General features: G+C 67.8%; 1 protein-coding gene. It reads left to right on the forward strand.

Features of this window, described 5'->3' with window-relative positions:
• Window positions 1-14: 14 nt before the first annotated feature.
• The coding region (paaB, locus tag AB3X94_RS42275; protein ID WP_368614513.1) for a 1,2-phenylacetyl-CoA epoxidase subunit PaaB at window positions 15-255 on the forward strand (241 nt) is incomplete at its 3' end.

Consider the following 255-nt stretch of genomic DNA (forward strand, 5'->3'; position numbering starts at 1 on the left):
TCAGGAGATCAGCAATGAACAGGGAATGGCCGAATAGGGAAGTCTTCGTGCGCAGCAAGCCGGGACTCGACCACACCCCCGCCGGCAGTCTGCACGCGGCCGACGCGCCGATGGCGCTGCGCATGGCGCGCGACGTCTACACGCGCCGCCAGGAAGGCGTGAGCATCTGGGTGGTGCCGTCCGCGGCGATCACCGCCTCGGCGCCCGACGAGAAGGCCGAGCTGTTCGAACCGGCGGGCGACAAGATCTATCGTC

It is taken from the genome of Paraburkholderia sp. BR10923 (assembly GCF_040948765.1).
GTDB lineage: Bacteria > Pseudomonadota > Gammaproteobacteria > Burkholderiales > Burkholderiaceae > Paraburkholderia > Paraburkholderia youngii.